We start from the raw sequence: 26,273 nt of genomic DNA on the forward strand, positions 1-26,273 counted from the left end.
ACTTCTGTTAGCATCTCTGACTCCTCCTATTGATCAATCTAAAAAGGAGCGACATCGCGTCGCTCCTTTTTATGATGAAGTTTTTAGACGAGATTGACAAGCCTCCAAGTAAGCGTCGACCGTTTCGGCGACTTCTCGCCCTTCGCGGATCGCCCAGACAATCAAGCTTTGTCCGCGTCTCGCGTCCCCGGCGACGAAGACGCCGTCTACGTTCGAAACGTAGTCTTGCTTCGCTTCGACGCCAAGTTTGCGTAATTCGGATTCAGGACGTTCAAAACCGATGGCGACGAGGACGAGGTCGGCCGGATACGTCTTAACTGAATCTTCGACGACGAAGAACGTCGCGTGACCGTCCGGCTTGACGATCTTTTCCATCCGTTCCGTCTCGATGCCGGCGACGCGACCGTCTTGGCTAATAACTCGGTTCGAGCGGATCAAATACGTTCTCGGGTCATGCTCATAACGTTCGATCGCCTCGGCGTAAGCATAATCGACCGAAAGCGTATCTGGTTGAAGTGGCCACGGACGTTCTGGCGCCCGGAACATGCCTTTTTCCGGGTGTTTGCCGAACTGTGTGACCGATTTCGCACCTTGCCGGATCGCCGTCGCGACACAATCGGCCCCGGTGTCACCGCCACCGATGACGATGACGTCTTTCCCGGCCGCGTCATACTGTGCGTCGATCATTTTTCCGCCGAGCACCCGTGTCGACTCGGTCAAATAGTCCATCGCCGGTTCGACGCCGGTCGCGTCGTCCCCTTCGATTCCGAGCGTCCGCTGTTTCTGCGCCCCCGTCGCGAGGATGACGGCATCAAACTTGTGGCGGAGTGACTCGACCGTCACATCAACACCGACGTTGACACCTGTCTTAAAGCGGATTCCTTCCGCCGCGAGCAAGTGAATCCGGCGCCGGACGACGTCTTTATCAAGCTTCATGTTTGGGATCCCGTAAAACAACAACCCGCCCGCCTCGTCAGCTTTTTCATACACAGTGACGTGATGACCGATTTGATTCAACTGGTCCGCCGCGGCGAGACCCGCTGGACCGCTGCCGATGATGGCGACCGAGCGTCCGGTCCGCATCTGGACGAGGCGCGGCTGGACCCACCCTTCTTCGAACGCGCGGTCGATGATCGTCCGTTCGATCGATTTGATGGCGACCGGGTCTTCGCTGATGCCGAGCGTACACGACCCTTCACATGGGGCCGGACAAACGCGGCCCGTGAACTCTGGGAAGTTGTTCGTTTCCATCAACCGCTCGTAAGCACGATACCAGTCTTGGTCCGAGACGAGCTTGTTCCATTCCGGAATCAAGTTGTGGATCGGGCACCCGATCGTCTCTTGCCCTATCATATCGCCAACGTGGCAAAACGGGGTCCCGCAATCCATGCAGCGCTCGGCCTGCTTGACGATCGGTTCATCGTCCATCCGGGATGCATATTCATCATAGTCACGTATCCGCTCGAGCACAGTACGCTCAGGGAGCGTCTCACGTGGGATATCGATAAATTTATGTCTCATACTACGCCTCCTTCAGTCACGACCCGGAACAGTTCGAGGGCACGGTCTGCCTCGTTCAGTTCCGGACGAGTGGCTTCAATTTGACGCATGACGTCAAGTACGTTCGCATAATCGCGAGGTACGATTTTGACGAAGCGCTTCCGCTCGTCATCGAACGACTCGAGGATACGACTCGCTTTCACACTATCCGTGTGGAATTGATGCATCTCGAGCAGCGTGTAAATCTGTTCTGTGTCCTCATCGGTCAACTCGCGTTCGACCGCTACGAGTTCTGTGTTGACGAGTTGGTCATAGTCTTGGTCACCGTATAGGAAGGCGACACCTCCGGACATCCCGGCCGCGAAGTTGCGGCCGACCGTTCCTAGGACGACGACCGTCCCACCGGTCATATATTCACACCCGTGATCCCCGACGCCTTCAGTGACGGTGACGGCACCTGAGTTTCGGACCGCGAACCGTTCCCCCGTGTGTCCGTTGAAAAATGCCATCCCCGATGTCGCCCCGTACAAGCAGACGTTGCCGGCGATGATTTGTTCGCTCTCGTCGAACGGAGCATGTTTCTCAGCGATGACCGCGAGTTTCCCGCCGCTCAACCCTTTTCCGACATAATCGTTCGCATCCCCGATCACAGAGATCGTGATGCCATGAGGAAGAAATGCGCCTAAACTTTGTCCGGCCGATCCGCTCAGTCGGAGTGAGATCGTATCTTCAGCCAAACCGATGTTACCGTGAACTTTCGTCACTTCGTAGCCGAGCATCGTCCCGACGGCCCGGTCCGTATTGCGGACCCGCCCGACGAAGAACGTCGGTTGAAGCGATTTGATCGAACGCGATACGGCTGGGATCAATTTTCGATGGTCGTACGACTGAAAAGCCGGATGAGGCAACTCTTCCTTCCCCGGTAACGCTGTCGGGACCGATAACATCGGTGTCAAATCGAGCATTTTCGCTTTCGCGTGCTCCTGTTTCCAGGCGCTCTCTTCTAGCAAGTCCGTTCGGCCGATGACCTCACCGATCGTCTTCGCGCCGAGCGAGGCGAGTATTTCGCGCACTTCTTCGGCGAGGAACGTCATGAGATTGACGACGTGTTCCGGTTTACCCATGAACTTTTGGCGAAGCGCCGGGTCTTGTGTCGCGACGCCGACCGGACACGTGTCCAGATGACAGGCCCGCATCATGATACAGCCGAGCACGACGAGCGGTGCCGTCGCGAACGCGTATTCCTCCGCCCCAAAGATGGCGGCGAGGACGATATCGCGTCCGGTCATGAGCTTGCCGTCCGTCTCGAGCGTGACGCGACCGCGAAGTCCGTTCAATGCGAGCGTCTGGTGTGTCTCAAGCAATCCGAGCTCCCAAGGAAGACCCGTATGCTTAATCGACGTCCGAGGCGAAGCCCCTGTCCCGCCATCGTAGCCGCTGATGACGATCGTGTCGGCGTTCGCTTTGGCGACGCCGGCCGCAATCGTTCCGACACCGGATTTCGAGACGAGCTTGACGCTCACTTTTGCTTGCGGATTGACGTGCTTCAAGTCAAAGATCAATTGGGCCAAGTCTTCGATCGAGTAAATGTCATGGTGCGGTGGCGGCGAGATGAGCCCGACACCCGGGACTGAGCCGCGCACTTCGGCGACCCACGGGTAGACTTTATTGCCCGGCAACTGCCCACCTTCACCTGGTTTCGCACCTTGCGCCATCTTGATTTGAATCTCATCGGCATGATACAAATATTCGGCCGTGACACCAAATCGTCCACTTGCCACTTGTTTGATCCGGCTGATGCGTTCGTTCCCGTCCGCGTCAGGAGTGAAGCGGTTACGGTTTTCGCCGCCTTCACCTGAGTTGCTCTTCCCGCCGATCCGGTTCATGGCGATGGCGAGCGTCTCATGTGCCTCTTTCGACAGGGAGCCGAACGACATCGCGCCCGTCTTGAAACGGCTGACGATCGAGGCGACCGATTCGACCTCGTCGATCGGGATAGGCTCTTGCGATTTAAAGTCGAACAACTGTCTTAAAAATTGACCGGATGCTTCGTGCTGTTTGACGTAAGCGTCATAGTAACGGCGTTCGTTCTCGCGGCATGCCCGTTGCAACAAGTGAATCGACTTAGGGTTAAAGGCGTGCTCTTCCCCATCGGCTCGCCACTGGAAATCTGCTCCTGCTTCAAGCGGACGGTCACGGCTAAATGCCGATTCGTGCTGACGCCGTGATTCTGCTTCGAGCTCCTTGAACCCGATCCCGGACAGTTGTGACGTCGTCCCGCGGAAATGACGGTCGATCAATGCGCGGTCGATGCCGACCGCCTCAAAAATTTGTGCTCCCCGATAACTTTGCACGGTCGAGATCCCCATCTTCGACATAATTTTGACGATTCCATCGACTGCAGCCGTTTGATAGCGGCGGATCGCTTCTTCGACCGAGAACGAAATCAATCCGGATTCTACCGCTTCCGCGATCGTCGCGTACACTAAATACGGATAGACCGCATCGGCCCCGTATCCGATCAAAGCGGCGGCTTGGTGCACTTCTCTCACTTCTCCGCTTTCAGCGATGAGACTGCATGACGCCCGTAAGTTCGACCGAATCAAATGTTGATGGACCGCGCTCATGACGAGCAGGGCCGGCATCGCGAGCGATGACTCGGACATGTCACGGTCAGACAAGACGATGACTTCAGCCCCGTCTCGGACGGCCGCATCGACACGTTCAAACAATGACTCGAGCGAACGTTCGAGGTCTGTTTCATACGTTGTCGTGATGCGGACGACGTTCATTTTCAACTTCACCGCCTCGACTGTCGCCGCGTCAATGATCGGATGTTCGAGCCAGACGCGGCGGGCGTGTCCCCGACCGGTATGAACCGGATTCGCTTGAGGACCGAGCCAAGTGAACGTTGCCGTGACGATTTTCTCGCGCAACGCGTCGATCGGAGGGTTTGTCACTTGGGCGAAGTGTTGCTTAAAGTAATGGAACAGCGACCGCGGTCGCTCTGACAAGACGGCGACCGGTTGGTCATGGCCCATCGAGCCGATCGGATCTTTTTTCTCGAGGATGAGCGGCACGAGATATTGCTCGATATCCTCTTTCGTGTATCCGAACGCCCGTTGTTTACGGTGCACCTGTTCGACGACCGGTTCATTCACAGGCTGGTCCGCAATCGTCGTCATCTGCTTCAACCATTTCCCGTACGGTTCGGCCCGGGCGATCGTCTGTTTGATCTCTGCGTCTGGGATGAGACGTTTCGATTCCAAGTCGATGAGGAGGAGCTGCCCGGGACGGAGACGCTGCTTCGTCTTGACGTTCTCCGCATGGACCGGGATGACCCCGCTCTCAGACGACAGGATGAGTTCCCCGTCCATCGTCTCGATATAACGCATCGGCCGCAAGCCGTTCCGGTCCAAGATTGCCCCGATTTGACGCCCGTCCGTGAAGACGACGCCCGTCGGTCCGTCCCACGGCTCCATGATCGACGAATGGTACTGATAAAAGTCTTTTTTGAACGGATCCATCGATACTTCGGCGAACGGCTCAGGGATGAGCATCATCGCCGTGTGTGCGATCGAACGACCGGTCCGAGTGAAGAACTCGAACGCGTTGTCGAGCATCGAGGAGTCACTGCCCGTTTCTTGGAGCACGGGGAACAGTTCGTTCACATCATCGAACAGGTCGGTCGAGGTCACACCTTCGCGGGCACGCATCGCATCGATGTTCCCGCGTAACGTGTTGATCTCACCGTTATGCACGATCATCCGGTTCGGATGGGCCCGCTCCCATGACGGGAACGTGTTCGTCGAGAACCGTGAATGGACGACCCCGAACGTGCTCTTATAAGCCGGCGATTGCAGATCGAGATAAAACCGCTCAATCTGGATCGGCGTCAACATCCCTTTATAAACGATCGTCTTCGTCGACAGGCTCGGAAGATAAAGGTTTAATTCGTCTGTTTTCTCGATCATCCGGCGAAGCTGATAGAGCGAGCGTTCGTTTGAATCGTAGTCCGCGAACGGGCACGACACGAACCATTGATAAATCGTCGGTTGTGTCACCCGAGCGTGTTCACCAATCGCCAAACTGTCGACCGGTACTTCCCGCCAGGCGATTGTCGCGAAATCGAGTTCATCGGCGAGTCGCTCCATTTGTTGTTGCTTGTCGCGCAACTTTGTCTCGTTCGGTTGGAAGAACACCATGCCGACCGCATAGCCCCCCGGCGCTGGCAAGTTCATCGTCTGAGTGAATAACTCGTGTGGCAACTCGGTCATGATGCCGGCCCCGTCACCAGCGTCGATGACGCCTTGCCCACCTCTATGTTCGAGCTTACAGAGCATCGATAGCGATTTGCTGACGATATCGTGCTTTGTTTCTCCCATTAAATTGACATATAACCCAATACCGCATGCATCTTTTTCGAATCGTGGATCGTACAAACTTGTTCGCTCCATCGAATCAGCCCCTCTCTATCCATCTTGTTCGTAAATTTTATTTTGTTCTAAATATTCTGAAAAATCAAGTATGTTGAATGAATTTTTGCATAACGGTAACGGAATGAATATTTTTTGAAAGCGGATACATATTTGATATCAAGGGATTTTTAAAAACAACTTATAATCCATAATGAATATTTATCCATCAAATATATTTATGTATAGGTTCATCAGAACTTGTTATTCCCAAAGAAAAAGATAGCCCGTTTAGGCTATCTTTTTGCTTGTCATACTGTTTTTCTGGAGTGATGCAAAAACGAACGCGGCCGTTTCCAAATGATCAAGCCGACGTAACCGAGCGCGAGCACGATGAGCGCGCTCACGAGGACGACGTAAAGCGTCCCGTTGTCGATTCGGGCGAAGATGCCCACATACGCCCAGGCGAAGACGAGCGGGTAGATGAAGTCGCGGTGCCACCACATAAACACCAAAGCGAGGACGACCCCGACCATGAGCATGAGTGACGTCCATGCCAACTCATCTAAGCCGAGCAACGTCGTAATCCGTTCCGTCTTCATGACGATGAAGACGTTAACGATCGTCGCGACCGACACCCAACCGAGGTAAACCGAGAATGGGAAACGGTCAAGCCAGCTCGTCGACGTGCGGAAGGCGATGTAATACAACCAAGCGAGCGTCGCTAAAAACGCCGCCATGACGACGAGCGAGGCGATGAACCACTCGTTTGTGAACGCGAGCAGCCAAAGACCGTTCAAAATACACGACACGAGGAAGCCTGCCTTCATCCGGTTAGCCTGTCGGTTCGCGACCGACCCTTTCTTCAATTGGAGTACGAGCCATACTGCGAGCGCGACGTAAATGAGTCCCCAAATCGAGAAAGCGTATCCAGCCGGTTTGAAATAAATATCGATCCGGTCTGACACGGCAGCGTTATCACCGCTCGCGAAGTAGTTGATGACGACTGTCGCTAAAAACGCCAGCCAGTTGACTAAAGGCCATTTTGACAAGTCCATAAATAGGATCTTCCGAAGAAGACCTGACACCTCCTTTATTAACATAGTATTCTATACCCGTGTGTCTCTGCTCATACACAAGCGAAATGAAAAAGAGACTCAAATAATGAGTCTCAATCGGTTTAAAATTCAATAGTGTCAGGGTCTGGACCGATGCGTTCATGTGTCGCGACCGCATCGATTTTCGCCATATCGTCAGCATCGAGTGTGAAGTCGAAGACGTTGAAGTTTTCTTCGATCCGGTGTGGTGTGACCGATTTCGGCAAGGCGACGTTCCCTGTCTCTAAGTGCCAACGGAGGACGACTTGAGCCGGTGTCTTCCCATACTTGTCAGCGATTTCGGCAAACACCGGGACATCGAGGAATTTTCCTTGCATGAGCGGGCTCCACGCCTCGATTTGAATACCTTCATCTTGGCAGTACTCGACGAGGTCCGGTTGCGGGAGTTGCGGATGAAGTTCGACTTGGTTGATGAGTGGCGTCATCAGACCCGCTTCTTTCAACGCTTCAAGATGATGCTCTTTGAAGTTCGAGACGCCGATCGCTTTGATTTTTCCGGCCTCATACAAGTCGACAAGATCTTTCCAAGCGGCGACGAAACCGTCGACCGGCCAGTGAAGCAGGCACAAGTCCAAATAGTCGGTCTCGAGGCGAGCGAGCGACTCGTCGAACGCATCCTTCGTCCGTCCTTGACGGATATCCTCGTTCCAAATCTTCGACGTCAAAAAGATGTCGGCGCGGTTGACGCCTGAAGTCATAATCCCTTTGGCGACGCCTTCTTCGTTTTTATAGACGGCCGCCGTATCGATGTGACGGTACCCGACTTTCAACGCCTCGGCGACAGCTTGCGGCGCCTCGGTCTCATTGTCTACTTGCCAGACGCCAAATCCGATCATCGGAATTTGAACGCCGTTTCGTAACGTTGCGAGTTGCATAAATCATTCCCCTTTCTAATCTGTCGAGCTGATTGTAACATACCCGACATCTTATTCCGAAAAACTAAATCGTCAAGTCTTTCCGTGTGAACCAGCCATAGCAGGAGACGATGATCAACACGTTCAGCGCTGTCAGCCAAAACAACGACAACCAAACCGAATCGCCTTGAATCAATGCGTTTGCGTCAAATAGAGAGAAGATCGACAGGTTTCGCAACCAGTCGAGTTGATCGCTGAAGCCTGAGAAGATGTTGGCAATCAAGAAGATTGCAAAGATGCCGCCTGTGACCATGTACGACCGGGTGCTGTCATCGAACAGGCTCGCGAGCACGTAAGCGAGCGACCCGAGGACGAGCAAGATGAGACCGGCGTTGAGTTGCAACGTCCACAACAGACCGCTATCGATGTTTAAGTCGAACAACACGTTCGCGAGCATGAGGCTGAGCCCGTTCAACCCGACGAACAAGACGGTCGCGATGACCAGCAAGGCGATACTCGCCGTCACGTAGCCGCTTCTTGAGATTGGGGCCGCCATGTAGAGCATGACCTCGCCCGAGTCGACCGGTTTGGCCATGAGCCTTGACGCGAACGTCAACGCGAACAAGATGGCGAGCACGTAGAAGATGAGCCCATAATAGTTCCCGGCGAGCAGGTTGATGACGTTGTCCATCGCGAGATTCGGGTCGATCTTGAACACGTCGAGCAGCTCTGGCGGTAGTGAATCGAGCTTCCCTTCGATCAGGCCGGTCTCTTGAATCGATGGGAAGATGGCCGCCAAGAAGAACAAGTACACACTCGTCCCGAGCGCGTAACCTAATATCCAACCCCGATTTTGCTTGAACAGTGACGATACGAGTACCATTTAAGTCGCCTCCCCGTAATATTGCATGAACATGTGCTCGAGTTCGTCGGTGCCGCTCGTCAAAGACGCGATGTCGTGACGGGCGAGCAGCTCGATCAAGCCGTTCAACTCTTCTGACGTCGATAACGACACCATGACGAATGTCTGTTCACGTGTCCCGATCTGTTCGCTCAATTTGATCGCCGCCGCCTCGTCTTTCATGCCGATGCGATACGTCTTTTTGCTTCGCCGTTTCAGCTCCGCCATCTCTTCTTCGATGATCATCCGGCCGTCGCGGATGAGGGCGGCCCGGTCACACGTCTTCTCCATCTCCGGGAAGTGGTGCGAGCTCATCAAAATCGCTTTCCCGGCTGCTTTTTCAGCGAGCACCCAGTCGACGAGACGCTCTTGCATGAGCGGGTCGAGCCCGCTCGTCGGCTCGTCGAGGACATACACAGGAACGTCTTTCATGAAACACGTGACGATGGCGAGTTTTTGCTTCATCCCTTTCGACATCTTCCGGACTTTCAAACCCGTATCGAAAGCGAACACGTCGAGCAATTGACGCTCCCGCTCCGCACTCGTCACGTGAAGGCGTCTCGTGAGACGAATGACTTCTTCCCCGGTCATGTCTTGCGGGTAGTTGATCTCACCTGGCAAATAGCCGACGAGCGCCTTCACCGTCTCGGTCTCCTTCCAACAGTCATGCCCCATCACGGTCGCTTTCCCTGAGTCGGCGTGGAGCAGTCCCATCAAATGACGAATCGTCGTCGACTTCCCGGCCCCGTTCGGACCGATGAAGCCAAAAACGGTGCCGGGCTCGACACGGAACGAGACATCGAAAATACCGTGCGTCTGGTCAAACCGTTTCGTCAACTTCTCAATTTGGATCATTTCGCCCTCTCCTTTTTTTGAAATATAAACATGATATGATTACAAAACTAGTATATCACGTTATTTTTTGAAATGGAAATGGTATATTGATTACAAAACAATGGAGAAGAGGGATGAAGGTGGACGGTTTTACGAAACGGACAGAGACGAAACAACGGGCCATACTTGATGCCGCCAAGTCGCTGATGGGCGAGAAGCAGTCACGCTTCACGATCAGTGAACTTGCCCGCTCTGCCTCAGTCTCACCTGTCTCAATTTACAATTACTTCGGCTCGAAGGAACAAGTTGTCCTTCAAGTGCTCACGCGTCTGACCGAAGATGAGATGGGCTGGATCGAGGAGCGCATCGGGGAACACATCCCGTTCGAGGAGTTACTGATTGAGATATTAAGACGGAAAATTGAATCGGCGGCATTTTTCGATGACGCGGTGTTATCAATCGTCACGGCCGACCCGTCATGGCAACAACTCGCGGCCCGTGGCTATGCCGCGTTTCGAAGCTTGATCGAGTACGGCAAGACGACCGGGGCGATCGACCCAGACGTATCGACCGATGCTTACCTTCGTTACGTTCGCTTGATGCAACAGGCAGTTTTATCAGATCCAGATTTCACTTCGCACGAAATGACCGAGACAATGCAGGAGTATTTTCATTTTTTCTTGCACGGGATCATGCGACGAAGCCGTTAAAACAGGCGACAATCCGCGGATTGTCGCCTGTTTCGTTCACTGCAGTTGTCGGTAGACATGGTCTTCTATCGGATAAAGCGACAGATCAAGTTCGCAGTCTCCCGTCAGCACCAAGTCTGCAAGCACTTTGCCGATAAACGGGCCGACCGTCAAGCCCGATGAACCGAGACCGTTGGCGACGAGTAATTTCTCTGCCCCCGGCACACGACCGAGAATCGGGATCGAGTTCGGTGTGACCGGACGGAAACCGACACGCGTCTCGATCAATTCGGCTTCTGCTAAGCCAGGCGCCGACTCCAGACCTTTTGCGAGCACTTCATGGACACCGACCGCCGTCGGGCGTGCGTCGAACGCCTTGCCCCGCTCATGCGTCGAACCGATGACGACCCGACCCCCTTCGAACCCGAGCAAATACCGGCGTCGCGGCGGCATGACGACCGGCCAATCTGACGCATCGACGTTTGGTAACTGGACGTGGACGATTTGCGCTTTCTCCCCCGAGACGCGTGCCGTATAACCGATCGGCTCGAGCAGTTCAGGCAACCAGGCCCCACACGCCAAAATGATTTCGTCCGCATCGTAGCGGACGCCGTCACATTCGACGTGATAGCCGTCTTCTTCGACGAGAACGGCAGAGCCGTCGATAAGTTTCACGCCACGTTTGACGGCGACACGTTCGAGCGCCGCGCGCAACTTCTCGCCATCGACGCGGGCCCCGCCCTCGACGAGGAGCGCATCGTATTCATCTGACAGCGGTGGGAAAAGAACTTTCGCCTCTTCAGCCGACAGTCGAGTTAACTCACCGATCTCTGGTGCCTCTTCCCGGCGCAGCGTCGTCCGCTCGAGCATCTCGTTCAACTTCTTGTCTTCATGCAACGCGAGCGTCCCGACGCGTTTATAGCCGGTATCACGCTCACCCTCATTCATTAACTCGGCGACGACGTCTCTATAATAGCGGGCACCGCCTTTGGCGAGCGCGTACCAGGCTTTATTGCGGCGTTGGGCGATCCACGGACAGACGATGCCTGCGGCCGCGTCGGTCGCCCGGCCCACTTCTTTTCGATCGATGACGGTGACGTCGGCTTTCCCGGCCAAATGATAGGCAGCCGAGATGCCGACGATGCCCGAACCGATGATAATAATTTTTTTCATAAGTTTCGCCCCCTTTAATCGCGAGGGCGGTCACATCCTTTCCTGTCTTCCTAAAAAAATCATCGGCCCAAGGCCGATGATCAGTCTCGCATCGCGAGGCGGTACAATAAGTCGAGCAATTCGATATAGAGCCAGACGAGCGTTACAATCAATCCGAACGCCGCCACCCATTCCAACTGCTTCGGTGCCCGGGCTTCGACTTGACGTGCGATATAGTCGAAGTCGAGGACGAGCGCAAGTGAGGCGATGATGACGATGACGAACTGGACACCGATCGCGAGCGGTGACGACCCCGTCATGAACGGAAGTCCGGAACCGAAGAAACTCATGCCGATCTGGACGAGATACAATAGCATGACCGTGAAGATCGCGGCCGTGACACCGGCCCGGAACTTTTGCGTCACTTTGACGAGCCCGGTCGAATAGACGAACCACATCGCGAACGCGACGATAAACGTCGTCAAGACGGCGCGACCGACGATGCCCGGTGCCATCGCTTCAAAGAAGTACGAAATCGAACCGACGAACACCCCTTCGACGATGCCGTAGAGTGGTGCGACGACAGGCGCCGTGTTCGGTTTGAAGGTGATGATGAGCGCCATGATCAAGCCAAGAATGAGCGAGCCGATCATGAGTGGGAACAAGAGCGCTTCCCCGATCGTCGGAACGAGCAGCCATGTCGTACCAGCCGCGGCCGTCACGAGCAAGAGCAACGTGAACACTTTCGACCACGTACCGGCTTTCGTCATCGGCTCCGTGCTATAAGCAGTCGACTCCATCGATTTACGGAGAATTGGGTTAGATTTTAAGTTCAACTGTAGAAATCTCCTTTATTCTTTTTTCAGTTTTTGGCCATGACCTTGATAAACTCACGCATATAGTCGGGCAGATCTGGCGGACGACGGCTCGAGACGATATGGCCATCGACGACGACCGGCTCATCGTGCCAGATCGCGCCCGCGTTTTCCATGTCGTCTTTAATGCCCGGTGTACTCGTCACGTTGACGCCTTGAAGGATGTTGGCTGAAATCAATACCCAGCCCGCGTGACAGATTTGACCGATCGGCCGTTTTTGCTCATCCATGTAGCGGACGAACCCTTTCACCGAGTCGAAACGGCGCAACAAGTCGGGCGACCAACCACCCGGGATGAGCAACGCATCATACGACGAGATGTCGACGTCGTCGAACGCCACGTCCGACTTGGCCGGGACGCCATACTTCCCAATATAAGCGTGATCGGCTTTCTCGCCGGCGAGGATGACGTTCGCCCCTTCTTCACGTAACCGGTGGACCGGATACCAGAGCTCTAAATCTTCAAAGTCGTCACTGACGATCTGCAAAATATTCATACCTTGTAATTTCATCGAATCCCTCCCTTTAATTGTCTTTCCCTAGTATACCCGAAATCGGACATCCCGAAAACGAATAATCACTGTCTCGTAGCTGTATATCGATTTTACAGTCAAGAAATCATCTACATCTTGTGGTAGATGTGATAACGTTAGAAATGAATGATTGAAAAGGGGGCACACCTACCATGAAACAATACCACGACTTATGTAACCATATTCTCGACCACGGCGTCGTCAAAGAAGACCGGACCGGTACCGGAACGACGAGCGTTTTCGGCTATCAGATGCGCTTCAACCTGCAGGACGGGTTCCCGCTCATCACGACAAAGAAATTACATACGCGCTCGATCATCCATGAACTGCTTTGGTTCATCTCTGGCGACACGAACGTCCGTTACCTGCAAGACAACGGTGTCCGTATCTGGAACGAATGGGCGGATGAGGACGGCAATCTTGGCCCGGTATACGGTGCCCAGTGGCGCTCGTTCCCGAAACCAGACGGCTCGAGTGTCGATCAACTCGCCCAAGTGATCGAACAGATCAAGACGAATCCCGACTCTCGTCGACTCGTCGTGTCTGCTTGGAACCCTGGTCAACTCGAGGACATGGCGCTCCCGCCGTGCCATCTGTTGTTCCAGTTTTACGTCGCCGACGGCAAACTATCATGCCAGTTGTATCAACGCAGCGCCGACACGTTCCTCGGTGTGCCGTTCAATATCGCGTCATACGCCTTGCTGACGCACATGGTCGCCCACGTGACCGGTCTTGAGGTCGGCGATTTCGTCCACACGCTCGGTGACGCGCACATCTATCATAATCACCTCGAGCAAGTGAAGCTGCAGCTGACGCGTGACACGCGCCCGCTTCCGAAACTGAACATCTTGCGTGACGTATCATCGATCGAGGACTTCCGGTTCGAGGACTTTGAACTCGTCGGTTACGACCCGCACCCGCACATTAAAGGAGCGGTCAGCGTATGATCATCCATGTCGTCGCTTGTGGATCAAATCGTGAAATCGGGAAAGACAACGCTTTGCTCTGGCGCCTGCCTGACGACTTGAAATACTTCAAAGCCGTCACCACGGGTCAGACGGTCGTCATGGGTCGAAAGACGTTTGAATCGATCGGCCGGGCGCTTCCGAACCGGCGCAACATCGTCGTCACGTCGAACCGTGAATTTTCAGCACCCGACGTCGAAGTCTGGCACGACCTCGATCGCATCCTCACCGCGCGCGACACCGAGGACTTCTTGGTCATCGGCGGGGCGACGCTTTATGAACAGACGATGCCAGTCACCGAACGCTTCTATATTACCGAAGTCGACGGGACGTTCGAGGCGGACACGTATTACCCGCTCACGCCGCAAAATCTCATCGTCACGGACGAACAGTTCCATCCGAAAGATGAGCGACATGATTATAGTTTCACGTTCCGCCAATACGACAAAAAAGACATCGAATGAAATCGATGTCTTTTTCAATCCGGTAATTTTTCAAGCCATTGCTCAATTTTTTCTGTGATGACGTCGTTACGGTCTTGCTCCGCCAAATCATCGTACAGCGTCCCGAGCTCGGTCGCCGTTCGCTTCGTGACGGCAAGGATATGGCTATACTTGCCGCGTTGTTCTTTCACGGCCGATAGCGTCCCTTTCGTCGCGGTCGACCCCGACTCGTCTAAGATGAACATCTCGACGTTATCGTTACAGGCGTATAAGTCGTACGGTCGATAGACGACCTCGTAGCGCCGATGTTGTTTCGGCAGCTGTTCGGCTAGTGAGGCGTATTTTTGCGGGCTCATCGTCACATAAGCGAGACGCTTCTCTTCTCGAACTGCAGACGAATAACGGATGATGCGGTTACGCCCGTCACGCTTCGCTTTATACAAGGCCTCGTCGGCATAGGCGCACCACTCTCCGAGCGTCATCCCGGTCTGACAGACGCGCGTATAACCGATTGACACGGTGACATGGTGCTCATAAGGAAACTCCATCTGCTCGATCCGCGTCCTGACCCGTTCAAGTACCGCGTCGACGACGGTCCGGTCGGAAACGTTAAGGATGACCAAAAACTCTTCGCCGCCGTACCGAATCAACTCATCGCTCGAGCGGATGGCTAGACGGATTTCTTCGGCGATGCGATGCAACACTTCGTCGCCATACGCATGGCCAAACGTGTCATTTAACTGCTTAAAGTGATCGATGTCTAAAAGCGCGAGCGTGAAGCTCTCTCCGGAACGTTCTAAGCGGGAGACGAACCGGCTGAACGTCGCTTTTAAGTATTTACGGTTAAAAGCGCCCGTCAATTCATCGACGAGAAGCGCGTTCGAGACGAGCCGTGCCTTTTCAATATGTAAGCCGAGCCGGACGAGCCGTTCTTCCATCGGGATCCACGATTCCCAGTAATCATCAAAGCCGTATGAATAAGCGGCCAAGCGATAATGCTCATTCGTCCCGATGACGATGAGCGGCACATAGAGTTTCTTCATTTTGCTGACGAACGACTGAATGTCTCGCTCTGGGAAGTGAGACCATAGTTCGACATCCATGACGATCGCTTTCGGGACGTCTTCATAATCGTACTCGACCGCTTCTGCGATCGTCTGCAGAAACACCGGCCTCGCCCCTAACTTTTCAACTCTCGGTTTGTAGCGACTAAACGTAGAGAAACTACCCGATAAAATCAATACTAAGTCTTCATCTTCTTGTTCGATTCCCAAAACCGTATGAATATAACGTTTGACCGGCGCAATCAACGCAATCGCTTCTGACTGCGTCAAGACGGGCGGCAGTTCACGCACGTCAGACTCGACCCGACTAAAAATCTCAAGCAGATGCATGAGTCGACGGTTTTTGACTTCCGTTTTCATCCAATCTAATAAAAATTCGATTTCGGTTTTTTGAATCTGTCTAGCTTCCGTGATTTTCGCCAAAATTCCATATACGCGATCTGTGAGTTGATGTTGCTCCATGCCCGACCCCCCAGTTTCGTTCTCCCCGATATTCGCTTCTGTCTCTGATTATGCGACTTCACCCGCGAAAATACAACTATTTCCTCATTTAATTCCTATTGTTTGACATTAATCTAGTTCAAACGTCCTATAAAATCAAAAAAAAAGCGGTTCAGCGACCGCTCTTCCTGTTATTTTCCAACTTTTAGATTAGGTGATGTCATCTCTTCCGGACGAATCCACTGGTCGAACTGCTCTTCAGTCAATAGACCCGTCTCGAGCGCTGACTCTTTCAATGAGATGCCTTTTTTATGGGCATGCTTGGCAATCTTCGCAGCATTTTCATAGCCGATGTGCGGATTCAACGCCGTGACGAGCATAAGCGAACGCTCGACGTTATGGGCGATCACATCTAAATCCGGCTCAATCCCGACGGCACAGTGCACATCGAACGAATGGAGGCTGTCTGTCAATAAACGGCACGTCTGTAAAAAGTTGTACATGATGACCGGCTTAAAGACGTTCAATTCGAAGTTCCCTTGGCTCGCGCCGAATCCGATCGTCGTATCGTTGCCGAGCACTTGGGCCGCGACCATCGTCAACGCCTCACTTTGCGTCGGGTTCACTTTTCCAGGCATGATCGAGCTACCCGGTTCATTTTCAGGAATCGTGATCTCGCCAATCCCGGCACGAGGACCAGAAGCGAGCCAGCGGACGTCGTTGGCGATCTTCATCGCATCCATCGCGAGCGCCTTCAACGCCCCGTGCGTGAAGACGAGTTGATCGTGACTCGTGAGCGCGTGGAACTTGTTCACGGCCGTCACGAAACGTTTACCGGTCTCAGTCGAAATTTTGGCAGCGACAACTTCACCGAAATCCGGATGCGCGTTGATGCCTGTCCCGACCGCTGTCCCTCCGAGCGCGAGTTCTGTTAACGGTTCAAGCGTCCGTTCAATCATCTGTTTCGATAGTTCAAGCATGCGGACCCAGCCGCTGATCTCTTGCCCGAGCGTGACCGGCGTAGCGTCCTGCAAGTGGGTGCGCCCGATCTTCACGACGTCCATATACGTTTCGGCCTTCTTGTCGAGCGTCGCATGGAGCGCTTCAATCGCCGGAATGACTTTATCCTCGACGGCAAGGATGGCGGCGATATGCATCGCAGTCGGATACGTGTCGTTTGAACTTTGTGACTTGTTGACGTCATCGTTCGGATGAATCGTCAGCGTCTGCCCTCGTGCTTTTAACTTGTCGTTCGCCAAGTGGGCGATCACTTCGTTGACGTTCATATTGGATTGTGTGCCTGATCCTGTCTGCCAGACGACGAGTGGGAACTCGGCGTCATGATCACCCGCCACAATCTCATCTGCGACCTCGGCGATAATGTCCGCCTTGCCCTGCTCGAGGACCCCTAATTCAGCGTTGGCCAAGGCCGCGCCTTTTTTCAGAATCGCGAACGCATGAACGACTTCGAGCGGCATTTTCTCCGTCCCGATTTTAAAGTTCTCTAAGCTTCGTTGTGTTTGTGCTCCCCATTTTGCTGAAGCTGGGACGTTGATTTCCCCCATCGTGTCCCGTTCGATCCGATAATCCATGAAAATTCCCCCTCTTTTTTTGACTACGCTTTCATTTTAGCGAAATTTTTGCAAAAAAGAAACGTGCGCCTATGAGAATCGAAAAAAAGTCGAGACACGTCTCGACTTCTTCATCTGCCAAGCAGCGCTGCCTTTGCGACCGAGTCAGCCCGGTTGTTTGCCCGTGGGATCCACTTGATGAACGTGACCGGCAGTTCGTCGTAGGCGATCAACGCCTCAAGAAATAGCGGTTTGACCGATTTGTCTTTCATAAAGCGTTGCTCGAGCGCACGCACGATTGTCTCGGCGTCTGAATAAAACAGGAACGTCGACTCCCCTTCGAGCGCTTCAGCTTGTTTGAGCGCGAAGACGAGTGCCGCGAGCTCGGCTTGAACGCTCGATAGCCCGGTCCGCTTCTCTGTGAACGTAACGACCGTCCCATCGGACGCCTTTAGCCAAACACCGAGCCCGTTCTCCCCGGTCTGTTGATTCGTGGCCGCGTCAAAATAAACGTGAACCAAAGCGGTACGCCTCCCAGTCGGTCTCGATCGGAGCGTCGATATCGATTTGTGACAGACGCTTCGACAGCAACGCGACTTCTTCGTGACCGTCCAATTTTTTCGCATACTTTTGGTGTGCTTCAAGCAACTGTTCCGTTCGCAACAGCTCGTATAATTGTTCGACGGTATCGTATGACTGCACGAGGATCGTCGCCGTCTTCGGACCGATCCCTTTGACGCCCGGAATGTTGTCCGACGCATCGCCTTGGAGCGCCTTCACATCGACGAACTGTAACGGTCTCACCCCGTACGTCGCTTCGAACAATTCCCGGCTCATCAACAGTTCCTCACCTTTTTTAGGGACGATTTGAAACACGTTCGGGGATAACAGTTGATGCAAGTCCCGGTCGGACGAGTACATGTACGATTCTCCGGGAAACGCCGTCGCGACGGCCCCCATCAAATCGTCCGCCTCGTACCCGGCCAGCTCAGACTGAAAGATGCCGCGTTCCGTGAGCGCGGCCCGCAGTTTGACGTAATCATGAAACAACGGTTCCGGCAGACCGGTCCGGGTCGCCTTATAGTCAGGGAACAAGGCGAACCGATGCGTCGTTTCAATCGGTCCGTCCCAAAAGAAAGCGATATGGGTAAACTCGTTCGTCCAGCCGTCGACTTTACGGAGCAAACCTTTCAACGTCACTTCGGGGTCGAGCGCTCGGCGTCGTTCGGTCGCAAAATAATAACGTGATAATAAGTTAAATCCATCTACTAGCATCAATCTCATCGTTCATTCACCTCACAAGCTTTCATCCCGCGTTCAAGCGCTTCCCGGTCAAGTTCTTTGCCGATCCAGACAAAAACAGACCGGGTATCGTCGCTCGGTTCATTGGCGAACGTCGCGCCCATCAACTGGTTCGTCGCCTGGACGACAAATTTTGAAGACTCGCCTTCAATACGGACAATCGCTTTGAGACGATAGACGTCTTGTTCATAGTGCATGAGCACTTCTCTGACGTAACGCGTGACCCGCTCGCGGTTTAACGGCACGTCGGTCGTGATCGTGATGGCCCGCAGCGTCGAGACGGACGTATGTCCGGCTGTCAGCTCGCCGAGCAGACGTTCATCGATGCGGGAGAGCTGGAACGTGTTCTCGAGTAACTCATACGCTCCGACCGTCTGCTCGGTCTCGATGACACGTACGGTCGGGTTCAATTCACGAATCCGGCCGTGGGCACGCTCGAGCTCGGCCTCGCTGACGAGATCGACTTTGTTGAGCAAGATCACATCGGCATAGGCGATTTGATGGATACCTTCGATGAACAGTTCGCGGTCCATCTGGCTCGCATCGACGACGGTCAAAATCGCCGTCAGTTTAAAGCGCGATCGTAAGTAATCGTCGTAATAAATCGTCTGGATGATTGGGGCCGGGTCGGCAACACCTGTCGTCTCGATGACGATGCGATCGAACGACTCGCCTCGCGAGGCAAGTTGATAAAACGTCTTACTCAAATCATTTTGGATTGAACAACAAATACAACCGTTCGACAGTTCGATCTGTTCTTGATCCATGTTGACGATCAATTGTTCGTCAATGTTGACCGAGCCGAGCTCGTTGACGATCAAGAGCAATCGTTCGTCCGTCGCTTCTAAAAGACGGTTCATATATGTCGTTTTTCCGGCGCCTAAAAAGCCGGTCACTAATTGCACGGGAATCATGCCTTGCACCTCACTTTATAAATTTTCGTGGACCCGTGCCCACTTCTCGTAGCGAGCGTCCAACAAGTCGATCAAATGGAGCAGCCACCCTTCGGTCGTGGCCGGCAGGACGCTAGAACCCCATTCCCGTTTTCCGTGGTGGGACAAGATCATATGCCAAATCCGGTGGTGGACGTCAAGCGGCAACGTGATGCCGGCGGCTTGTTGACTCTTCTCGAACAACAGCCCTCCGTATGGCATGTGACCGACCAGACTCCCCATCGGATTGATGGCGATCCCTGTCGTCTCACTCGTGCCGGTGACGTAAAACAGCTGCTCGAACCGTCTCGGTGACGACAACAGATGACTGTATTCGAACAACTTGCCGATATCATGGAACAAGATACCGAGCGCGAGTTCGTCCCAGCGGAGCGGTTCTTTCAGTTCTGCCATCGCCTCACACGCCGTATAGAGCGACTCAAACGTCCCACGGAACGCCTGCTCGACTTTAACACCGTTCATCGTATTCCATACGTCTACTTTGTGCAACTGCTCGGCTTCTTTGATGATCCGGAACGCAGTCGCCAAATAATCGTCTTGCTCTTGGATGCGGTAACCGAGTCGCAACATGCAGACCGTATGTTTTAACAGTCCACCGACGTAGTTGTGGTGATGGTAGAGCGCAGCCGGGGCCAATACGAAATCGTCCCAATATTGATCGAGGAGCGCCAACGCGATCGCCTCATAGTCCGGAGACAGCGTCGACAAAATCGCGAACAGCTCTTCGGCATACTGATCGAACGTCTCGTCGCCTGGAAGTCCAGGTAAGAGCGACACCGCCTCGTCCCGGGACATCGGTTGGACACGATCGATCGTAATCGATTTGGCGCCGTCCGGCTTCGGATAGACGTCAATCTTTCCTTCTAAGGCGATCACGCCCGATTCGTAAATCGGTAGCAGTTGATCTTCGTTGCCCCGCAGCCAGTGTTTGGCCCGGATCAGCCCGCCAGACGTCGTCAAATTAAGTTGCAACCATTTGGCGCCAGACTTCCCTTCCCGCACCTCGACCGAACTGACGAGCGCATTCGTCTGAATCGGTGTCCCGTCCGACAAATCCGTTAGCCGAAGCGTCGACTTCTCGACTTTCGGAACTTGAAACCTGGCCCGGTCGAACGTACCACCACCTGCGACCGCGTCGATCTGTTGATAATAATTCATGATATGACCCCCTTTTTCTTCTCTTTGCCCATTGTATCGTGTTTTATCGTTCGAGGCGAACATACTTTCGTTACTGGTCAGAAACTTGTGAGGAATATATTGAAAGCGCTTACCTATATTGTTACGATATAAGTAGTTACAAAAAGGGGGAATGATGATGATTTCACTACTAGACACGTATGAACGGTTGATCGCGACAGGGGAAGCGGCACGTTATGCAGATGTCCATCCAACGATTGACGGTATCCTCGAAGGGGCGGTCTGTCCCGTATCAGACAATGAGCTTGAGCAGGCAGTCGCCGGTCACGCTGGAAATCCATATACGCACGACGACCTCATCGACTCGGTCGTCGCGCATGAGATGAAAGGAGCGATGGCCGCTTTAATCGTCTCAGGGTATCCGGTGCAAACACCGCTCGCGAAAGCGGTCGTCTTATCTGCCTTCGCCCGGACGAACCGGATGAATATCGATAAGCTGAAAGAGCTCGGTCACGCCGACCTGCTCGTCCGCATCCAGTCGGCCGACCGCTCGTGGAAACGGACGTATACGCACTTGTATCGGTCGAGTCCCGCCCAAATGTGCGAGCAACTCGACTCGTTGCTCGGTGGCTGCGCCATCCATCGCGTCCTCGAGGCGCTCCATGATGACCGCAACATAAAAACGGCATAAGAAAAGAGCGGTCCCCGGGCCGCTCTTTTCTTATGCTTCAATTAACCTTCCGTCATCTCGACCGCTTCCGGTTCGAACAACGTGACGTTCCGTGCTGGCGAGAACGTCGAAATCGCATGTTTATAAATCAACTGTTGGCGCCCTTCCGACTCGACGATCACTGTGAAGTTGTCAAATGATTTGATGACTCCGCGAATTTGGAAGCCACTGACTAAAAACACGGTCGTCGGAACCATCTCTTTGCGCAATTGGTTCAGAAAATGATCTTGGATGTTATAGCTTGCCTTCATGTTGCATTCCCCCTAGTCTATGTCTCGTTCAAATAATCGGAATTTTCGAAAAAACTCCTCAACCTCATCATAGATATTTTTATACGATAGTTCAAATGATTTCTTTCCCATATCTACCCAAATCCCATCAAATTGATGACGGAACCACGTTAATTGCCGTTTTGCAAACTGGCGTGTATGTTGTTTCAATGTCTCGGTCATCCGCTCTCGCGTCAGCTTCCCGTCTAAGTACGGCACGACTTCTTTATAGCCGATGGCCCGTAGCGCCTGTGTCTCCCGGTACCCGGCACGCAATAAGCGCTCGACTTCTTCGATGAGACCCGCTTCGATCATCAAATCGACGCGATGATTGATCCGCTCATATAAGACGTCGCGATCGGCGTGCAGGACGAACAACTTATAATCGTAGTGCTCAGATGGGGCACTATCCATTGCCTGCTCGTCACCTGAGAGCGCGACTTCGAGGGCACGGATGACACGGCGGACATTATTTGGATGAATGATGTCGGCGCGCCTCGGGTCGAGGCCACGCAAGCGATCATGTAACGCCTCGGCGCCGTGTGCTTCCGCTTCGGCTTCAAGCGCTGCACGCAGTTCCGTATCGACCGGTCGCTCCGTGAACTCGTAATCGTATAAAATCGCCCGAATATACAGGCCCGTCCCACCGACTACAATCGGCACCTTCCCGCGCGAGTAGATATCGTCGATCGCCGCGCGGGCGAGACGTTGAAATTTGGCGACGCTCATCGCTTCATCCGGGTCACAAATGTCGATCAAATGATGCGGTACACCTTCCGCCTCTTCGACCGTCACTTTGGCGGAACCGATATCCATTCTGCGGTACACTTGGACCGAGTCGCCTGATACGATTTCTCCGTCGAACGCCTTGGCGAGCTCGATGCCCGTCTTCGTCTTCCCTACTGCCGTCGGCCCGACAATCACGATGACTGGTGTCTTTTTCATTTCTGTCACTCCTCAAACGAAAGACCGTTCCTAAAAAGGAAACGGCCCGTCAAATTCTTCTTTTAATTGTATCATCAAACACGACCGCAAACAGCATCCAACCGCAGATTAATAAACCGAGCAGTAAAATCAAGCCATCACTCATCTGTGACCGCCTCCTTTACCTACTCCTTTCCCACTTTTCACACTTTAGACACAATTCAACATGCAAACTAAAAACGCTCAGGATGAGCGTTTTTAGTTTGCCGTCTCGACTTGGCGTTTGAACCGCGACATCGCGAAGGCAAAGTAGAGAACAGCCGTACCGCTCGCCGCCCACCAAATGACGTCATAGAGCGGCGTCATCAAATTGGCCAAGCCGAGCAATGCGGGTACGATCAACGTCAACCAAGCGAGGACGAAGGCGACGCGTGCTGTCACGCCGTCGATCGCTCGTTCCAGCGCCATCCCATAGAAGAACAATCCCCAAAGGAACGACCAGAACAACCACGTCACCGCGCCCATGCTGTCACCGTTCGCGAACCCGACGACGGCGTAAAATAGTGCCGAAATCGCGACGAACAGTGAGAACCAGCCGACACCGCGTCCGTCCAAGTTAAAGATGAACGTCACACCGACGTACAAATACGTGAATGCGAACAAGTAAATACCTGCGTATCCAAACAGTTCTGACGGGCTCGCCCCGATGACGAGCCATGTCGCGATGAACGCCTGGAACATGCCGGTGAACAGGCTGAACACCCCGGCACTTTTCATATCGACTTTCCCAAACAGGACGAGGCTGTTAATGAACAGTGCCACGCCGCCGAACAACAAACTAATATTCCCCACAATGATTGCTCCTTTGTATAGATGTCTGACGTCTGATTCGATACGTCCACTGTACATTGGATTCGCTTTCAACGCAATAGGGAAATCAATCGTTTCCGCACACGACGCTCAATCATTCACTTTCTAACTCTTTAATCGCCTCGTCAATCTTTTCCTGCTCCTCTTCTGTGAACGTCGGGAACTGCGGATTGATGTTCTCGAGCACGTCGATCATAACGGTCGAGACGATGTAACGCGCGTACCAGTCATCGTCGGCCGGAAGAATATACCATGGTGCCTGACTTGTCGACGTATTCGACAACATGTCTTCGAAGATGGCCTGGTAATCGTCCCAATGTCTCCGCTCCTCGACATCACTGAATGAAAACTCCCAATTCTTCTTCGGGTCTTTCAAGCGTTCGAGCAGACGATCGCGTTGCACTTCTTTTGAGACGTTAAAGAAAAATTTGATGACCTCAAAGCCGTTCTCCTTAAGATACTGCTCATAATCGTTAATCTGACGGTAGCGCACGGCCCATACGTTCGCTTCATCTGGGATCACCTCGTCGCCTAGTAGATCGTGGACGCGGGGTGCGATGACTTCTTCGTAATACGATCGGTTCAAAATACCGACTTGACCCCGCTCCGGCATCAAATCGTGCATCCGCCATAAGTAGTCATGTTTCTTTTCGGTGTCCGACGGCTTTTGGAAGGCGTTCGTCTTCAACCCTTGGGCATTCAAGTTTGAGAAGATATAGCTGATCGCTTCATCTTTCCCTCCGGCATCTAGCGCCTGCAAGACGACGACGACACCCTTTTTAGCTTCGGCATATAGCTTCCAATGTAACTCTTTTAACCTGTCGACACTTTTTGGAATCAATTCCTCAGTCAACGTCTCATCAGACGGCCGGTCTTGCATGCTCGTTTGGAAGTCGCTCAAGCGAATTCCATTTTTATGGTCGATACGAAATTGGTGAATATTCATAAATCCTCCTCTGAATCAGTTCAGTTTAAACTACAACCCTATTTACCCTCTTTAGCGAGTCTATCACCTACTAAACTAAAAACATCTCTTCCGCGCGGGAAGAGATGTCTGTCTACTTAATTGATTCCGATTAATAGATGCCGACCGCGTCAAACGATTTCGCGGCAGCAACGGCTTGTGTGCTCGTCGAACCGTAAAGGTCTTTAGCCGATTGGACGACCGCTTGGCGAAGACTCGAGAAGTTCGAAGTCGGTGTCAAGTAGACCGTGAGGGCGCGGTAGTAGATGTCCCCCATCTCCATGACGCCGACACCTTGGACCGAGACACCGTAATGCGATCCGCCATTACCTAACAAGTAGGCCGCTTTGTTGACGATTCCTGAGTTGATATGGACACCGCCATTGTCTTGCGTTCCTGTATAACGCACCGAATAGTGATCCGGGTCACCGTAAGCGGCCGGGTTCGACATCGAACGTAGAGCGTCCCCTGCAACGCCTGGCGTGTAGATATCCTCCCCGACCAACCAGTCAAAGTTCGATCCGACACTGTATTCGGCGACCGTACCAAAGATATCAGACACCGCTTCGTTGATCGCACCCGATTCGTTCTGGTAGATCAAACCGGCCGTGTACTCGGTGACGGCGTGTGACAACTCGTGGGCGACGACATCGAGCGCACCCGAGAGGTAAGTGAACGTCTGTCCATCCCCGTCCCCGTAAACCATCTTGCTGCCGTCCCAGAACGCGTTGTTGTAACTGCGGCTGTAATGGACCGTCGAGTTGAGAGCCGCCCCGTTGTTGTCGTAGCTATTGCGGCCGTAAGTGTTTTTGAAGAAATCGTACGTTTTAGTCGCATTCACGTGCGCACTGACCGCGGCCCGGTCATACGTCGTGTTCAAGACGTTATCGACGTCGGCCCAAAGTGATCCGGGAAGACGTGTCCGGTTGCCGGCATCGTACGTGTAGATGCCTTTACCGCGCGTCGAGTCTTGTAAATAGTAATATGAACCGCTCTTCGTCGTCTTGAACGTTTGGCTCTGTCCGAGCACGTCGATCCCCGTTCCGGTAAACGCCGTTCCTGTGACGCCGTTCGCCGGTTTGGCGTGAGCCAACTGGTTGTATTTGTTCAACACCTCGCCGCTCGCCGCATCGATGAAGTACGTCCAACGTGATGGTTCCTCAGCATCGAGGATCGTCCCGGTCACCTCATAGGCATAAGCCGCTTCACCTTTGTTCGGGTAGATGACGAGTTCCGCTGCCGGCTCGAGCTCGTAGGCGCCTGTATGACCGACAAGTTCTTTATAGCGGGCGACTGCTTTTCGTTCGTTCAGTTTGATCGATTTATGTAGTCCTTTCAGTTGTTTCGTGTCATCGACGACCGTCTTCAATTGCCCGGCCTCGTCGACCACTCCGACGACGATACCGCCGAATACGGGAACACCGTCCACCGTCTGTTGGAGTTTGACGACTTGTCCGACTTTGTCGCGCTTCGATTCGATCGTCTTGAATTCTCCTTTCGCTTTGGCGAACTCTTTGACGATCGTCGCCGGCGCCTCAGTCGATGGTTTTGTCAACGTGCCTGTCTTCAGTTCTGCCGCCCCGGCGAATTGTGGAACGAGTAAGACGCCTGCGATCAATGATGTCGATAAAACTTTTTTCATATGTGTTTCCCTCCTTATGTGGTGTCTCTTACTTTACATAGTTTCCCACAGTTAAGGAATCCAACTTATTGATTATTTTGACAATTCTAACTATTGAGACATTTAACCTATTCAGTCTTCCTGTTTA

At 53.4% G+C, this 26,273-nt stretch carries 24 protein-coding genes; 4 read left to right on the forward strand and 20 right to left on the reverse strand.

The genetic code is table 11. From position 1 onward, the window contains the following. Positions 1 to 69: 69 nt before the first annotated feature. The 6 genes from EVJ23_RS11840 to EVJ23_RS11865 form a co-directional block, all read right to left on the reverse strand. On the reverse strand, positions 70 to 1,521 hold the full coding sequence (locus EVJ23_RS11840; protein WP_131443846.1) for a glutamate synthase subunit beta: 1,452 nt from the start codon (positions 1,519 to 1,521) through the stop codon (positions 70 to 72). Beyond that, the gene (gene gltB, locus EVJ23_RS11845; protein WP_131465140.1) at positions 1,518 to 5,957 is read right to left on the reverse strand and encodes a glutamate synthase large subunit; all 4,440 of its coding nucleotides are present in this window, start codon (positions 5,955 to 5,957) and stop codon (positions 1,518 to 1,520) included. The genes EVJ23_RS11840 and gltB overlap by 4 nt, the downstream gene beginning before the upstream one ends. Positions 5,958 to 6,226: 269 nt before the next feature. After that, entirely contained in the window at positions 6,227 to 6,973 is a 747-nt protein-coding gene (locus tag EVJ23_RS11850) for a TspO/MBR family protein (RefSeq protein WP_131440548.1), read from the reverse strand. Positions 6,974 to 7,095: 122 nt separating this feature from the next. Continuing rightward, the gene (locus EVJ23_RS11855) at positions 7,096 to 7,908 is read right to left on the reverse strand and encodes an aldo/keto reductase (RefSeq protein WP_131465142.1); all 813 of its coding nucleotides are present in this window, start codon (positions 7,906 to 7,908) and stop codon (positions 7,096 to 7,098) included. A gap of 64 nt (positions 7,909 to 7,972) precedes the next feature. Then, complete coding sequence (locus EVJ23_RS11860; RefSeq protein WP_131465144.1) at positions 7,973 to 8,770, reverse strand: ABC transporter permease subunit; 798 nt, start codon at positions 8,768 to 8,770, stop codon at positions 7,973 to 7,975. After that, the gene (locus tag EVJ23_RS11865; protein ID WP_131465146.1) at positions 8,771 to 9,643 is read right to left on the reverse strand and encodes an ABC transporter ATP-binding protein; all 873 of its coding nucleotides are present in this window, start codon (positions 9,641 to 9,643) and stop codon (positions 8,771 to 8,773) included. Positions 9,644 to 9,756: 113 nt separating this feature from the next. Between EVJ23_RS11865 and EVJ23_RS11870 the strand changes: the two genes are divergently transcribed. Further along, positions 9,757 to 10,332 (forward strand): TetR/AcrR family transcriptional regulator, encoded by a 576-nt coding sequence (locus tag EVJ23_RS11870; protein ID WP_236633770.1) that lies wholly within the window; start codon positions 9,757 to 9,759, stop codon positions 10,330 to 10,332. 36 nt (positions 10,333 to 10,368) lie between these two features. On the opposite strand, the gene EVJ23_RS11875 is transcribed toward EVJ23_RS11870, so the two are convergent. The 3 genes from EVJ23_RS11875 to EVJ23_RS11885 form a co-directional block, all read right to left on the reverse strand. Beyond that, positions 10,369 to 11,484, reverse strand: coding sequence for an NAD(P)/FAD-dependent oxidoreductase (locus EVJ23_RS11875; protein ID WP_131465150.1), 1,116 nt, complete (start codon positions 11,482 to 11,484; stop codon positions 10,369 to 10,371). A gap of 80 nt (positions 11,485 to 11,564) precedes the next feature. Continuing rightward, positions 11,565 to 12,299 (reverse strand): Bax inhibitor-1/YccA family protein, encoded by a 735-nt coding sequence (locus tag EVJ23_RS11880; RefSeq protein ID WP_084812878.1) that lies wholly within the window; start codon positions 12,297 to 12,299, stop codon positions 11,565 to 11,567. 26 nt (positions 12,300 to 12,325) lie between these two features. After that, positions 12,326 to 12,850 (reverse strand): type 1 glutamine amidotransferase domain-containing protein, encoded by a 525-nt coding sequence (locus tag EVJ23_RS11885; protein WP_131465152.1) that lies wholly within the window; start codon positions 12,848 to 12,850, stop codon positions 12,326 to 12,328. Between the two features lie 173 nt (positions 12,851 to 13,023). On the opposite strand from EVJ23_RS11885, the gene EVJ23_RS11890 reads away from it, so the two are divergent. After that, positions 13,024 to 13,818, forward strand: coding sequence for a thymidylate synthase (locus EVJ23_RS11890; protein WP_131465154.1), 795 nt, complete (start codon positions 13,024 to 13,026; stop codon positions 13,816 to 13,818). Next, positions 13,815 to 14,300, forward strand: coding sequence for a dihydrofolate reductase (locus EVJ23_RS11895; protein ID WP_131465156.1), 486 nt, complete (start codon positions 13,815 to 13,817; stop codon positions 14,298 to 14,300). Before EVJ23_RS11890 ends, EVJ23_RS11895 begins: the two co-directional genes overlap by 4 nt. A gap of 14 nt (positions 14,301 to 14,314) precedes the next feature. On the opposite strand, the gene EVJ23_RS11900 is transcribed toward EVJ23_RS11895, so the two are convergent. The 6 genes from EVJ23_RS11900 to EVJ23_RS11925 all read right to left on the reverse strand — a co-directional run bounded on the left by EVJ23_RS11900 (position 14,315) and on the right by EVJ23_RS11925 (position 20,768). Next, complete coding sequence (locus tag EVJ23_RS11900; protein ID WP_131465158.1) at positions 14,315 to 15,805, reverse strand: GGDEF domain-containing protein; 1,491 nt, start codon at positions 15,803 to 15,805, stop codon at positions 14,315 to 14,317. A 170-nt stretch (positions 15,806 to 15,975) separates the two neighbouring features. Next, positions 15,976 to 17,376, reverse strand: coding sequence for a class II fumarate hydratase (gene fumC, locus EVJ23_RS11905; RefSeq protein ID WP_070327351.1), 1,401 nt, complete (start codon positions 17,374 to 17,376; stop codon positions 15,976 to 15,978). A 110-nt stretch (positions 17,377 to 17,486) separates the two neighbouring features. Continuing rightward, positions 17,487 to 17,876, reverse strand: coding sequence for a reverse transcriptase-like protein (locus tag EVJ23_RS11910; RefSeq protein WP_131465160.1), 390 nt, complete (start codon positions 17,874 to 17,876; stop codon positions 17,487 to 17,489). Continuing rightward, entirely contained in the window at positions 17,857 to 18,639 is a 783-nt protein-coding gene (locus tag EVJ23_RS11915; RefSeq protein WP_131465162.1) for a 5'-3' exonuclease, read from the reverse strand. The genes EVJ23_RS11910 and EVJ23_RS11915 overlap by 20 nt, the downstream gene beginning before the upstream one ends. Beyond that, positions 18,636 to 19,571 carry a CobW family GTP-binding protein gene (locus EVJ23_RS11920; protein WP_131465164.1) on the reverse strand — a complete coding sequence of 312 codons (936 nt, stop codon included), beginning with the start codon at positions 19,569 to 19,571 and terminating at the stop codon, positions 18,636 to 18,638. Before EVJ23_RS11920 ends, EVJ23_RS11915 begins: the two co-directional genes overlap by 4 nt. 15 nt (positions 19,572 to 19,586) lie before the next feature. After that, complete coding sequence (locus EVJ23_RS11925; protein ID WP_236633494.1) at positions 19,587 to 20,768, reverse strand: DNA-binding protein; 1,182 nt, start codon at positions 20,766 to 20,768, stop codon at positions 19,587 to 19,589. 157 nt (positions 20,769 to 20,925) lie between these two features. Between EVJ23_RS11925 and EVJ23_RS11930 the strand changes: the two genes are divergently transcribed. Further along, on the forward strand, positions 20,926 to 21,438 hold the full coding sequence (locus EVJ23_RS11930; protein ID WP_236633493.1) for a hypothetical protein: 513 nt from the start codon (positions 20,926 to 20,928) through the stop codon (positions 21,436 to 21,438). Between the two features lie 41 nt (positions 21,439 to 21,479). Here EVJ23_RS11930 and hfq read toward each other — a convergent pair whose 3' ends face one another. From hfq to EVJ23_RS11955, 5 genes are all read right to left on the reverse strand, one after another. Further along, entirely contained in the window at positions 21,480 to 21,728 is a 249-nt protein-coding gene (gene hfq, locus EVJ23_RS11935; RefSeq protein WP_016509830.1) for an RNA chaperone Hfq, read from the reverse strand. A 12-nt stretch (positions 21,729 to 21,740) separates the two neighbouring features. Then, positions 21,741 to 22,691 carry a tRNA (adenosine(37)-N6)-dimethylallyltransferase MiaA gene (miaA, locus tag EVJ23_RS11940; RefSeq protein WP_131465166.1) on the reverse strand — a complete coding sequence of 317 codons (951 nt, stop codon included), beginning with the start codon at positions 22,689 to 22,691 and terminating at the stop codon, positions 21,741 to 21,743. Between the two features lie 237 nt (positions 22,692 to 22,928). Further along, positions 22,929 to 23,522, reverse strand: coding sequence for an AmiS/UreI family transporter (locus EVJ23_RS11945; protein WP_131440514.1), 594 nt, complete (start codon positions 23,520 to 23,522; stop codon positions 22,929 to 22,931). A gap of 112 nt (positions 23,523 to 23,634) precedes the next feature. Beyond that, complete coding sequence (locus EVJ23_RS11950) at positions 23,635 to 24,486, reverse strand: PPK2 family polyphosphate kinase (protein ID WP_131465168.1); 852 nt, start codon at positions 24,484 to 24,486, stop codon at positions 23,635 to 23,637. Positions 24,487 to 24,616: 130 nt separating this feature from the next. Next, a complete protein-coding gene (locus EVJ23_RS11955; RefSeq protein ID WP_131465170.1) occupies positions 24,617 to 26,146 on the reverse strand; it encodes a M4 family metallopeptidase in 1,530 nt (509 codons plus the stop codon). Between the last annotated feature and the right edge of the window lie 127 nt (positions 26,147 to 26,273).

The sequence above is a fragment of the Exiguobacterium sp. SH1S1 genome, assembly GCF_004337245.1.
Classification (GTDB): domain Bacteria; phylum Bacillota; class Bacilli; order Exiguobacteriales; family Exiguobacteriaceae; genus Exiguobacterium; species Exiguobacterium aurantiacum_A.

Bases quoted from the DNA above. Each gene is read 5' to 3' on its own strand.
- EVJ23_RS11840 (WP_131443846.1), bottom strand. From the start codon at position 1,521: ATGAGACATAAATTTATCGATATCCCACGTGAGACGCTCCCTGAGCGT.
- gltB (WP_131465140.1), bottom strand. From the start codon at position 5,957: ATGGAGCGAACAAGTTTGTACGATCCACGATTCGAAAAAGATGCATGC.
- EVJ23_RS11850 (WP_131440548.1), bottom strand. From the start codon at position 6,973: ATGGACTTGTCAAAATGGCCTTTAGTCAACTGGCTGGCGTTTTTAGCG.
- EVJ23_RS11855 (WP_131465142.1), bottom strand. From the start codon at position 7,908: ATGCAACTCGCAACGTTACGAAACGGCGTTCAAATTCCGATGATCGGA.
- EVJ23_RS11860 (WP_131465144.1), bottom strand. From the start codon at position 8,770: ATGGTACTCGTATCGTCACTGTTCAAGCAAAATCGGGGTTGGATATTA.
- EVJ23_RS11865 (WP_131465146.1), bottom strand. From the start codon at position 9,643: ATGATCCAAATTGAGAAGTTGACGAAACGGTTTGACCAGACGCACGGT.
- EVJ23_RS11870 (WP_236633770.1), top strand. From the start codon at position 9,757: ATGAAGGTGGACGGTTTTACGAAACGGACAGAGACGAAACAACGGGCC.
- EVJ23_RS11875 (WP_131465150.1), bottom strand. From the start codon at position 11,484: ATGAAAAAAATTATTATCATCGGTTCGGGCATCGTCGGCATCTCGGCT.
- EVJ23_RS11885 (WP_131465152.1), bottom strand. From the start codon at position 12,850: ATGAAATTACAAGGTATGAATATTTTGCAGATCGTCAGTGACGACTTT.
- EVJ23_RS11890 (WP_131465154.1), top strand. From the start codon at position 13,024: ATGAAACAATACCACGACTTATGTAACCATATTCTCGACCACGGCGTC.
- EVJ23_RS11895 (WP_131465156.1), top strand. From the start codon at position 13,815: ATGATCATCCATGTCGTCGCTTGTGGATCAAATCGTGAAATCGGGAAA.
- EVJ23_RS11900 (WP_131465158.1), bottom strand. From the start codon at position 15,805: ATGGAGCAACATCAACTCACAGATCGCGTATATGGAATTTTGGCGAAA.
- fumC (WP_070327351.1), bottom strand. From the start codon at position 17,376: ATGGATTATCGGATCGAACGGGACACGATGGGGGAAATCAACGTCCCA.
- EVJ23_RS11915 (WP_131465162.1), bottom strand. From the start codon at position 18,639: ATGAGATTGATGCTAGTAGATGGATTTAACTTATTATCACGTTATTAT.
- EVJ23_RS11920 (WP_131465164.1), bottom strand. From the start codon at position 19,571: ATGATTCCCGTGCAATTAGTGACCGGCTTTTTAGGCGCCGGAAAAACG.
- EVJ23_RS11925 (WP_236633494.1), bottom strand. From the start codon at position 20,768: ATGAATTATTATCAACAGATCGACGCGGTCGCAGGTGGTGGTACGTTC.
- EVJ23_RS11930 (WP_236633493.1), top strand. From the start codon at position 20,926: ATGATTTCACTACTAGACACGTATGAACGGTTGATCGCGACAGGGGAA.
- hfq (WP_016509830.1), bottom strand. From the start codon at position 21,728: ATGAAGGCAAGCTATAACATCCAAGATCATTTTCTGAACCAATTGCGC.
- miaA (WP_131465166.1), bottom strand. From the start codon at position 22,691: ATGAAAAAGACACCAGTCATCGTGATTGTCGGGCCGACGGCAGTAGGG.
- EVJ23_RS11950 (WP_131465168.1), bottom strand. From the start codon at position 24,486: ATGAATATTCACCAATTTCGTATCGACCATAAAAATGGAATTCGCTTG.
- EVJ23_RS11955 (WP_131465170.1), bottom strand. From the start codon at position 26,146: ATGAAAAAAGTTTTATCGACATCATTGATCGCAGGCGTCTTACTCGTT.